7 protein-coding genes are annotated in these 12,309 nt (G+C 31.7%); 5 read left to right on the top strand and 2 right to left on the bottom strand.

Going from position 1 to position 12,309, the window contains the following annotated elements; genetic code table 11:
• Both C3L50_RS16150 and C3L50_RS16145 read right to left on the bottom strand, forming a co-directional pair.
• Nucleotides 1–3,221 (bottom strand): SprB repeat-containing protein (locus C3L50_RS16150; RefSeq protein WP_103807219.1); only part of this gene is annotated, 3,221 nt, incomplete at its 3' end.
• A gap of 31 nt (nucleotides 3,222–3,252) precedes the next feature.
• The gene (locus C3L50_RS16145; protein WP_103807218.1) at nucleotides 3,253–3,831 is read right to left on the bottom strand and encodes a hypothetical protein; all 579 of its coding nucleotides are present in this window, start codon (nucleotides 3,829–3,831) and stop codon (nucleotides 3,253–3,255) included.
• A 624-nt stretch (nucleotides 3,832–4,455) separates the two neighbouring features.
• On the opposite strand from C3L50_RS16145, the gene C3L50_RS16140 reads away from it, so the two are divergent.
• The 5 genes from C3L50_RS16140 to C3L50_RS16120 all read left to right on the top strand — a co-directional run bounded on the left by C3L50_RS16140 (nucleotide 4,456) and on the right by C3L50_RS16120 (nucleotide 12,159).
• A complete protein-coding gene (locus C3L50_RS16140; protein ID WP_103807217.1) occupies nucleotides 4,456–4,941 on the top strand; it encodes a SixA phosphatase family protein in 486 nt (161 codons plus the stop codon).
• A 5-nt stretch (nucleotides 4,942–4,946) separates the two neighbouring features.
• Complete coding sequence (gene ppk1 / locus C3L50_RS16135) at nucleotides 4,947–7,040, top strand: polyphosphate kinase 1 (protein ID WP_103807216.1); 2,094 nt, start codon at nucleotides 4,947–4,949, stop codon at nucleotides 7,038–7,040.
• A gap of 13 nt (nucleotides 7,041–7,053) precedes the next feature.
• Complete coding sequence (locus C3L50_RS16130) at nucleotides 7,054–7,983, top strand: Ppx/GppA phosphatase family protein (protein ID WP_103807215.1); 930 nt, start codon at nucleotides 7,054–7,056, stop codon at nucleotides 7,981–7,983.
• A 272-nt stretch (nucleotides 7,984–8,255) separates the two neighbouring features.
• Complete coding sequence (ccsA, locus tag C3L50_RS16125) at nucleotides 8,256–11,405, top strand: cytochrome c biogenesis protein (RefSeq protein ID WP_103807214.1); 3,150 nt, start codon at nucleotides 8,256–8,258, stop codon at nucleotides 11,403–11,405.
• A gap of 181 nt (nucleotides 11,406–11,586) precedes the next feature.
• Complete coding sequence (locus C3L50_RS16120) at nucleotides 11,587–12,159, top strand: glutathione peroxidase (RefSeq protein ID WP_103807213.1); 573 nt, start codon at nucleotides 11,587–11,589, stop codon at nucleotides 12,157–12,159.
• Nucleotides 12,160–12,309 lie beyond the last annotated feature (150 nt).

The following is a 12,309-nucleotide window of genomic DNA, read 5'->3' as shown; positions in this document are numbered from 1 at the left end:
CCACCATAAGTGAACGGAGCCACACCATTAGAAGACAATACAACAGAACCTTTACCACCGAAACACACAATTTGAGTAGGTGTAGCAGTCAATGTTATTTGAGCAGTTGGTTGTCCTATTGTTGCAGTATTGGTTTTTGTGGTACAGTTGTCGGTTACAGTTAAGGTATAAGTTCCTATAGGAAGTCCATTTACTGTAGCAGTTGTTCCCACTTCAACGTTATTAGCATTTTTCCAAGAATATATCACAGTTCCCACAGCACCAGTAACCTCGCCAGCAGTAACAGATCCAGTTGAAGTTCCAAAGCAAGATGCATCTGTTTTAGAAGAGCTAGCTAAAGACAAAGCTGCAGCAGGTTGGTTTATAGTAGTTGTTAGTTGTGTTGAAGAACAAGACTTGCTATCTTTTACGGTTAGTACATAAACTCCTGCTTCAATATTAACTAAGTCTTCAGTAGTTGCAGCAAATGGATTTCCATCTTTTGTCCAAGTGTAAGTATAGGGAGCAACTCCTCCAGTTGTAGTAATATTTATACTTGCTGTTGATGTACCATAGCACAAAACATCAGTTTTACTATCAAGGGTCAATACAGGCAATGCATTTACAGTTACAACAATTTCTTTCTTTGGACCTATACATGACCCAGAAACAGCTTCGGCTACATAATAAGATGAACTACCTACATTTGCAGTTGATGGGGTTATTGATAATTGTGCTGTTCCATTAAGTGAGTTATAGTAATAAAGTACATAACCTGGATTAGTTGCTGTTGCTGTTAATGGCAATGCTGTTGTACCTTGGCAATATTCAATTGCTGTAGTAGTTATTGGCGTTGTACTAACATTGGTTACTTTAATGCTAAATGGGAAATAACATCCTGAAGTTGCTCCAGGAGGGATAGCATAATAACTTACAGACCCTGGAGTAGCAGGAAATGGGTTTGAAATATCATATTGTATAGATGAATCTGTCACTGGATATTCATTATAAAATAATGATCCAGGAGGAAAACCACTACTGATATCAGTAATAGGAATAGTCGGATTAGCCGTGCAAAAAACAAATTCTCTAGAATTAGGAGTATCCGCACAGTGTGTGTTTACATAATTCGTTGAATTAATATTGATAATTAATGGATTTAATATTGGTTCACCAAGACAAGTTCCGTTTGAAGTATAACCAATATAAAAAGGTTTTTCAGTAAAAGGAGTTCCTGTAATAGCACCAATTCCGCTAATTAGTCCAGAAATAGATGTGTTTTGATTACACAAAGAGTTTTTGAGTATAGAGCAATCTTCAGTAATTTTAACTTTAAATGAAAAATTAACTAAAATGTCATTTGGATTTGCAGGTAATTGTAATGTACCATAATCAAAAACAATAGAACCTTTTGGACCTAAAGTAGGATCAAAATAGTAATTGTTTGGCGATGGATTTGCAGAATAATAAATATGTTTAACAAGGCTATTTGTTACAAATTCAGCAGTATATGGAATAGGAATTACTAATTTAACATTATTAACAGCTTCAGTTCCTTGATTTTTAATGTCTATTTTAACTTCCAAAATATCACCAGGTAATGTAGTAATAGAGGAATTGCCTGTTGGAGTTCCGTTTACTGATATGGGTGACATAATAGCATCAACTACTGGAATATAGGCATCTACAGACATAACAAGTCCAAAAATAGAGTAAGTATCTCCATTCGATGCAGTCTTGAAATTTATGGATGTTTGATTGTTTGTAACTACTGAATTCCCATCATTAGGAACATCAATCATACAAATATCAATACCAGTATTATTAATTAAATCGGGGTTTCTAAAAGCTCCACCTGTAACAACAGATGAATTAAAAAAGTTATCGGCAGAGGCAGGGTCTCCAATATGATTTAATTTTAAATAACTACCATCACTAACTTTTTGAACTTGGAAATTATCACCAGTAAAATTTACATCACCTTCACTAGCCATTAATCCTAATTTCATCCCTACATTCCCTGTTTGAACTGAGTTGAAACCTGAAACTGGTAAAATAAAACCAGTTGTATTGGTCGATTGAACATAAGCATAACCATCGAAAACAGTTATATCACGATATTTCATTTTTGCGTTTTCGTAAATCACAACCATACCCCAACCACCAGAATAACCTGTTCCTCCTGGATCACCTTCTAATAAGGCAATATCAGCAACAAAATACTCGCCAATACCATTTGTTTTTACATAATCTGTTACCTCTGTGTAAGCACTATAAATATTATCATCAGTTCCTGAAGGGTAATAAATGTCAGTTGCTGCAGCAGTAAATTGGGTGTAATTTGCTTGACCTGGTCCTTTTAATGAAATTTTTCTTTTATCAAAAGTTTTTGTTAGCGTAGTAAATGCAGGGATAGTTCCTGATACATTAACCAATGCTGTCGAAGTATTTCTAGTATTTGTAGTATTCAAATTAATAGCTGTACTTCTAATTAATTTATTAATTTTAATTAAAACCGTTCCATCAGTGATTTGAATTGGTGAAGTTAATGTAGCGGTTTCAGTTGTTCCTGATACTTCAAGTGTTACAGGAACATTTACTAATGCACCTCCATTTGTTGATAATGTTATTCGGCTAGCACCTGTAACATTGGTGTAATTGAAAACATAAGTATTTCCATTACCGGAGAATGTATAAATGGGACTTGTATTTGTTCCAGATGGGCTAGGATTATTTCTAGATACAGCTAACGAATAATTTGTATTGGTTATATTATTTCCATTTCCAACAGTTAAATTATTATTTATAGAAGTAGTTCCATTTGGAATTTGTTTACTAACACTAAAAGTTTGGTTAGCAGATGATTTTCCAGTCCAATACAAACCTGCATAAATGATTTTTGAACAATCAGGTATAGCCCCATTTTCAGTAGATAATACTAATGTTGATGAAGATGAATTCATTGTGTTTGAATCACCGTCAATATCAACATATTGCATGTTTTGATTATTGTTGTTTGTAGTTGGTGAGTAATTTTGAGGGGTCAAATTTGTATTTCCCAACATAGTAAAATCACCTTTCACATTATAAATCTTTTTCGTAGGAGTATATTGTGAAGTTCTTTGTGTAAATGCTTTTTTAACCTGAGCATCAGCAGTAGTTACATTTCCAATAAAGATTGCAATTAATACAACTAAGAAATGAAAACGATTTTTTATCTTTTTAAAGTATATAAGCTTCATAATGATTGTGTTTATTTGTCAGTGGTATAAATTATTCTCCTTTATCAACTTTATAGAAAATACTGTATTTTTCGTCATAGTTAAGAATCATCGAAGAGATATTTTGTTCAGTAATAGATACTCTAGATAGAATATAGATGTATTTTAATTTTTCGAAATTTGAAAATACTGACAAATCAATTTTTGAATTCAAATTGCTCAAATTGTCAATCTTAATTTCAACAATTTCAATATTATTATTCAATAAATTCGGATTGTTTATTCCATTTAGAGAAGAAATATCGGTATAAAGTTTAGTTGGTTTTTCTCCGTAAGTCTTTAAATTCCCTGAATATAAATAAATAGAAGGTTGAATTGTGTACACCAAGTTTTCAACATTTTGTGCATTCGAAAAGGATAAGTTTGAGTTTTTTTCAGTCAATTTCATGTCAGAAATGAATAGTTTCAATTCCTTTACTGAAAATGCTGGACTAACTTGCGCAGAAATAGATACGCTATAAAATGCAATTACAAAAAGCAAAACTCTTTTTAAGTTTAAATAGAGTGGGGTCTGAAATAAAATAAAATTGTTATTGGGGTTAACAATTAAATTTAAAGTATTTTTTTTCATAATGCTTTATTTTATGTGAGTGTTATTTATGTTTATTTTTATGCAATTTCAGATGTTTTTTTTTAATAAAATTCGAAAACGCATTTTGTTCATGCTAAATTAAATACGATATTTTTATTAGATGCTTTTTTTCTGTCAATGACCTAAATACTCGTTGAAACGTCCTTGTTTTTCGTCTAAATCTTTTTTTTTTGCTGTCTATTTGATTTTTTTTAAAAATCTATTTGTTTTTCAGCAGATTTATGAAAATTTCACTATTATTTTATATATAATGTAGTCTTGACTATATGTTTATTTTGTTTTCTTACATCAAACTTAATTTATTTTTTAATAAGTTCGACAAAAAACATCGATAAAATGCTAAAAAAAGACGTTTAAGTGCAAATCAGCCTGTTTTAATGGGTTTAGTATTACAAAAATATATATTTTTTTAAACTAAAATTATGAGTTTTTTTCTTAGGCCTTAAAATGGAATCATATAGCTTTAATTAACAAGTAGTATTTTTAATTATTTAACTAAATTATCAATCAAAATACAGTGGTTATTCATCAAAAAAGTATAATTTGTAAATCCTTAAATTTGTATTTATTTTGAAATTATTTTTTACAGAAAATTATGCAATTATGAAAAATTTAATACTTATTCGACACGCAAAATCCTCTTGGGAAATGCCATTAAACGATATCGACAGGCCAATTATACAACGTGGAATCTCTGATGCGCATTTAGTTGCAACTAATTTGCTAAAATCTATCCCTTCTACATTTGTAATTCATTGTAGTACAGCAAAAAGGGCTCAGGAAACTGCATTCATTTTTTCCAATACTATTTTATATCCTTCAGAAAGCATCATTTTTAGAGAGGAACTTTATACTTTTGATGAAAATAGATTGGAAAAGAATATAAAATCAATTAGTAATGAACATGAAAATGTTATTCTTTTTGGGCATAATGATGCAATTACAAATTTTGTTAATAAATTTGGAAATATTTATATAGATAATGTTCCTACAGCTGGGCTAGTATGGATCCAATTTGAAGCCGAAAATTGGGATAAGATTAAGAATGGCAAAACAATTAAAACAATATTTCCTAAGAATTTAAAATAAATAGAGTGCATAAATACAGGTATATAGAAAGAGAGAAAAGTTGGTTAAATTTTAACGCAAGAGTGCTACAGGAAGCCGCAGACGATTCGGTACCATTATTAGAACGATTGCGTTTTTTAGGTATTTTTTCTAATAATTTAGACGAATTTTTTAGAGTGCGTTTTGCAGCCATAAGACGTTTGAGCATCTCGGGAATATCGGGCAAAAATCTCTTTGGAGGTATTACAGCTCATCAATTATTGAAAGAAATTACCGAAATTGTAATTCAACAACAAACAGAAAGTTTAAAAATTTTAAATAGTATTGAAGGTCAACTCGAAACCGAAAATATTTTTATTATTGATGAAAACCATATTTCGGCCGAGCAAGAAATATTTTTGAAAGATTATTTTATACAAAGTCTTAGCCCTGAATTGATTACTATTATATTGAACGATTTGGCCGAATTCCCTGTATTAAAAGATTCAGTAGGATATTTAGCTGTAAAATTGGTAATGAAGAAGAATTCAGAAGTGCATTATGCAATGATCGAAATCCCTAATACAATCAATCGGTTTGTGGTTTTGCCTTCTAAAGATGAAAAACAATATGTTATTCTTATTGACGATGTTATACGACACAATTTAGGACGAATATTTAATATTTTTGATTACGAAAGTGTTTCGGCACATATGATAAAAATCACTCGCGACGCCCAGTTGGAAATGGATAGTGATTTGAGTAAAAGTATGCTCGAAAAAATTGCTTCGAGTGTCAAAGATAGAAGAATAGGTGAGCCAGTTCGTTTTATTCATGACGAATTAATCGAAGAGGATACCTTGAATTTTATACTAGGAAAAATGCATATTATTTCGTCTGATAGTATTATTCCTGGAGGAAAATACCATAATCGCCGTGATTATATGAAATTTCCAAGCCTTGGCAGGTATGATTTACTTTATAAAACTAATAATCCATTGCCAGTTCCAGGATTAAGCCTTGAGGGAAGCATTTTAGAGAAAATAAGTAAAAAAGATTATTTAATTCACGCACCTTATCAGTCCTTTTCATTTCTGACCAAGTTTTTGCGCGAAGCTGCTTTAGATCCAAAAGTAACATCTATCAAAATTACTTTATATCGTTTGGCCAAAAATTCCCAAATTATAAGTTCGCTTATAAATGCTGCCAAAAATGGTAAAAAAGTTACAGTTCAAATAGAATTACAAGCGCGTTTTGACGAAGCATCCAATATTTCTTATGCCGAACAAATGCAAACAGAAGGTATAAATCTAATTTTTGGTATAAAAGGACTAAAAGTACATAGCAAAGTATGCGTTATCGAACGAATTGAAGACAATTCAATACGCCGATACGGTTTTATTTCAACAGGAAATTTCAATGAGCAAACCGCCAAAGTATATACTGATGTAACTCTTTTTACAAGTCATCAGCAAATACTTAAAGATGCTTCTAAGATTTTCGAATTTTTTGAAATCAATTACCGTCTTTATAGATACAAACATCTTATCGTTTCACCACATTACACCCGTTCGCGTTTTATTAAAATGATTGACAGAGAAATTGCCAATGCATTAAACGGGAAAATAGCCTATATGAAACTGAAAATGAATAGTTTGTCTGATTTTGAAATGATAGATAAATTATATGATGCTAGTAATGCAGGAGTAAAAATCCAACTCGAAGTAAGAGGAATTTGTTCATTAATACCTGGGTTTCCTGGAATGAGCGACAATATTGAAGCCATAAGTATCGTTGATAATTATCTTGAACATTCAAGAATTTATATTTTTGGTAATGAAGGAGATCCCGAAGTTTATATTTCTTCGGCCGATTTTATGACTAGAAATCTCGACGCAAGAGTTGAAGTCACTTGTCCTATTTATGATGAAAAAATTAAAAAAGAATTGATAGAAATATTTGATATTGGTTGGAAAGGAAATGTAAAAGCCAGATATCATTCAGAAGATTTAGATAATAAGTATAGAATTCGAAATGAAAACGAACCCGTTTTTAGAGCACAATTCGAAACCTATAACTATCATCTAAGTAAAGTTGAACCAATACACGAAAATAGTCAATCGGAAGTAATTCCAAAATAATATCATAAAATTGATGACAAATACATCAGCCATTAAACCAAACCAAGAGGAAACCCTCAAAATTAAAAAATATGCAGCCATTGACATTGGGTCAAATGCCATGCGTTTGTTAATTACCTATATCGTTGAACAAGAGGGCAAAGAAGCGCAATTTAACAAAAACTCCTTAGTTCGTGTGCCAATTCGTTTAGGTCAAGATTCCTTTACTGTGGGCGAAATTTCAGAAGAGAATATTCTTAGAATGATCGATGCTATGAAAGCTTTTGGTCTTTTGATGAAAGTGCATAAAGTAGAAAAATATTTAGCCTTAGCCACTTCGGCAATGCGAGAAGCTTATAACGGACAAGAAGTTGTTGAAATCATTAAAGAAAAATCGGGAATTGAAATCGAAATAATCGACGGAAAAAAAGAAGCTGTAATCATCGCATCAACTGATTTACATCATATCTTAAAATCTGACAAAACCTATTTGTATGTAGATGTTGGTGGTGGTAGCACCGAATTTTCACTATTTTCTAATGGAAAAATTGTCGTTTCTAAATCCTTCAAAGCGGGTACAGTTCGGTTTTTGAATAGAATGGTTTCTGATATTGTTTGGCAAGAAATGGAAAAATGGATTAAAGCCAATACCAAAGATTATGACGAAGTAACCCTTATAGGTTCTGGTGGAAACATCAATAAATTATTTAAAATGTCGGGAAAATTGCAAGACAAACCTATGTCTTATATTTACTTGAACTCACAATATACATTCTTGAATTCATTGACATACGAACAAAGAATTTCTGAACTGAGTTTGAATCCTGACCGTTCTGACGTAATTATTCCTGCAACACAAATCTATCTTAATGCAATGAAATGGAGTGGTGCCAGAAATATTTATGTGCCTAAAATTGGTCTTTCAGACGGAATTGTAAAAGCAATGTATTATGGGAAAATTTGATATTTATAACTGTATCTAAAATTTTAAAGGGGAATAAAAATAATTTTAATAGTTATTTTTATTCCCTTTTTTATTCCCTCGTTAATGAAATTGAATCTGTAAAACAATTAATCCTACAGTAACTTTTGCTAGCCAGATAACTGAAAATTAAATTTAAGAAATGAAACTCATTCTTAGCTTAAATTTTGATTAAATTAACAATCTAGGGAAGAGAAAATTCAACAATTATAAGTACTTTTGTAGTACCTTTTATAAAACGTAATTTCTTACAGATGGATAAAAAAATTCTTTCTATTTTGTTTTCAACACGATTAATGGCAATACTTTTCTTGACTTTTGCACTTGCAATGGGAATAGGAACTTTCATCGAAAGCAAATACAACACCGATACAGCCCGAATTTGGATTTATAATGCCTGGTGGTTCGAAGGAATTATGTTGGTTTTTATGATCAATTTCATTGGTAACATCAAACGATATAAACTACTAAGAAAAGAAAAATGGGCTACACTGATGCTTCATTTATCTTTTATTTTTATTATAGCTGGAGCTTTTATTACTCGTTATATCAGTTATGAAGGAATAATGCCTATTCGTGAAGGGAATACCGAAAATATATTCTATTCCGATAAAATGTACCTTACTGTTTTTGTCGATGGTGAGTATCAGGGAGGTATGAAACGCCGGGTTTTTGAAAAACCATTACTACTTTCGCCCGTAACCAATAATAATTTTTCTATTTCAGGTGATTTTGCCGACATTCCATTCGAAGTCAATTACGAAAATTTCATTTTAGGAGCCAAAGAGGTGATTAAACCCGATCCAAAAGGAAGTTTGTATTTTAAACTGGTTGAAGCAGGCCAAAGTGGTCGCGAAGAACATTTCTTGAAAGAAGGCGAAGTTCAAAACATTCACAACACACTTTTTGCTTTAAATAAACCAACAAAAGGAGCCATAAATATTACTTTAAACGGTAGTGAAGCAACTATTCAAACTCCATTTGAAGGCGAGTTTATGCGAATGGCCGACAAACTACAAGGCAAAGTTGCCAAAGATATTGTTCAGCCTTTAATGATGCGTTCTTTGTATTCTATTGGCGATATGAGAGTGGTTTTTCCAGAACCAGCTATCAAAGGAACTATTGGTTACGATTCAAAAAATGATTATAAGGCTAAAGAACACAACGATGCCCTTACTCTAAAATTAAAAGCCGAAGGTCAAGAAAAAACAATAACATTAATCGGTACAAAAGGACTTGTTGGACAATCCAAATCTGTGAAAATAGGGAAGATTGATTATACTTTTACTTATGGAAACAAAGTCTATAATTTGCCTTTTAGTATTAAATTGAATGATTTTATTGCCCAAAAATATCCTGGAACCGAAAGAAGTTTTTCTTCGTTCGAAAGCCAAGTTACCGTTACAAATAAAAGTGAAAGTTTTGATGCTCGAATCTTTATGAATAACATTTTAGATTATGAAGGCTATCGCTTTTTTCAATCCTCATTCGACCCCGATGAAATGGGAACTGTTTTATCAGTAAGCCACGATTATTGGGGAACTATGATTACTTATATTGGTTATTTTATGTTGTATTTTGCTTTAATGGCCATTATGTTTACCAAACATTCTCGCTTTGCCGATTTAAAACGAAAACTAGAAGTGGTGAAAACTAAAAAGGCTAATTTGCTACCCTTATTGTTGCTGTTTTTGAGTTTTGGAGCTTTTGCTCAAAACCATAATAATGCTCAATTTTTATCTGAAAAACAGTTAGATTCTATCATCGAAAAACGCAAAGTTACTGAGGATCACGCTGCCAAATTTGGAAGATTAGTTGTTCAGGATGCAGGCGGTAGAATGAAACCTATAAACACTTTCTCCTCTGAATTATTGCGAAAAGTAAGTCATAAAAATGACTACAAAGGAATGAATTCCGACCAAGTCTTTTTGTCTATGACTCAAGGCGGAAACATTTGGATTCAAGTTCCTTTGATTTATATCAAAGCCGGAAACGACAGTATTCGTAAGATTATTGGAATTGATGCCGAAAAGCCGTTCGCTTCGTTTATTGACTTTTTTGACAATAAGGGAAATTATAAATTATCACCTTATTTAGATGCAGCATACAAAGCAGCAAATCCAAACCAATTTGAAAAAGATTTTATCGAAACGGATAAGAAAGTAAACTTAATGGAATCTGCACTGAGCGGTAGTATTTTGAAAATTTTTCCAATTCCAAACGATCCTAATAATAAATGGGTTTCCTATCCCGAATTGATAAATTCTGGTATGAAAGGAATGGCTGCAACTTATACTCAAAATATTCTTCAAATGTATTTTACCGCTTTAGAAGAAGCATCTGTTTCTAACGATTATAAAAAAGCCGATGGGCTGCTAGAAAGTATCAATGGATTCCAAAAAAAATACGGTAGCAAAGTATTGCCATCCGACCAAAAAATTAGTTCGGAAATCTTGTATAACAAATATGATATTTTTCAAAAGTTGCCTTATTGGTATATGTATGCCGCAATATTGATGCTTCTTTTCACCATTTTAAAAATATTTAAAGAAAGAAAATTTCTCGATTATGCTATTAATACAATGCACATTATTGTTGGGTTACTTTTTGCCTTACATACTTTTGCTTTAATTGCTCGTTGGTACATTTCTGGTCATGCACCTTGGAGTAACGCTTATGAATCCATCATTTATGTTGCTTGGGCGACCATGTTTTTTGGTTTGGCTTTTGACCGCAAATCGAAACTAACAGTGGCTTCATCTGCTTTTGTCACAGCCATGATTTTGACGGCTGCTTATATGAACTGGATTGATCCTGAAATTGGCAATTTGCAACCTGTATTAAATTCTTATTGGTTAATGATTCACGTGGCGATAATCGTGGCAAGTTACGGACCATTTGCCTTGGGAATGATTCTAGGAGTGGTTTCATTGCTGTTGATTTTGTTTACCACTGAAAAGAATAAAGACAAAATGCTTCTAAATATCAATGAAATATCATACATCAACGAAATGGCACTCACCATAGGATTGATTATGTTGACCATCGGAAATTTTCTTGGCGGTCAATGGGCCAACGAAAGTTGGGGACGTTATTGGGGATGGGACCCTAAAGAAACTTGGGCTTTGATTAGTATAATGGTCTATGCTTTTGTGATTCATGCCCGTTTTGTTCCAGCATTAAGAGGGAAATGGATTTTTAATTTGATGAGTATTTTTGCTTTTATATCTATATTATTCACCTATTTTGGAGTAAATTTCCACTTGGTAGGTTTGCATTCTTACGCCAGTGGCGAAGCGCATTCGTTAAATTGGATATGGTATTCTCTAGGAACGATTTCATTATTTGGAATTATTACCTATCCAAAATATAGAAAGTATTACAGGAAAACTGCTAAAAAATAGTTCTTTTCAACCAAGCAAAAAAGCTTCCTATTATAAGTACAATGGGAAGCTTTTTTTGTAAAATATATGTCTTAAATGAATATTTTTTAATGGCATTCCGATTAAAATTATAAAATATTTAGGAATTGTTTTAGCTATTGCAATCTCATTTTAATTACTTTTATCTCAAAAAATCATACCAATGAAAAATCTATTAATGTATTCCTTAGGTCTGTTTCTCATCTGGAGTTGTCAGGGACAAAACAAACCAACAAAAGACAATGTAGTTATGGAAAAACAAAACATTTATCAGTTTAAAGTCGAAGATTTATCAGGAAAAACATTTGATTTTGCCACTCTAAAAGGCAAGAAAGTAATGATTGTCAATACCGCTTCTAAATGTGGATTAACACCACAATACAAAGAATTAGAAGCTTTGTACAAAGAATATGCTTCAAAAGGGTTTGTAATTATTGGTTTTCCAGCCAATAATTTTGCTGGTCAAGAACCTGGAACCAACGAAGAAATTGCTACTTTTTGTCAACTGAATTACGGAGTTACTTTCCCAATGATGGACAAAGTTTCTGTTAAAGGAAATGATATGTGTTCTGTTTACCAATTTTTGACCCAAAAATCCAAAAATGGTTTGCAAGACAGCGAAGTAAGTTGGAATTTTCAAAAATATCTTTTGAACGAAAAAGGAGAATTGGTAAAAATAATTGCGCCAAGAACTTTGCCTAATGATCCAGAAATCTTAAATTGGATTAAGGGATAATAGTATTGTCAACGTTTTTTTTAACAGATGACTAGTCCTAAATAATCGATACAGATTATTAGACAAATTTAAATAAATTAAACAGCATCAAAAACGTTTTTGGTGCTGTTTTTAGTTTTATAGGTTTTCATTAATATTTTATTTTGTTCG

This window comes from Flavobacterium alvei, assembly GCF_002920895.1.
Classification (GTDB): Bacteria; Bacteroidota; Bacteroidia; order Flavobacteriales; family Flavobacteriaceae; genus Flavobacterium; species Flavobacterium alvei.
Note: the sequence above shows the minus strand (reverse complement) of the source record. Positions and strands in the feature narration are given on the sequence as shown.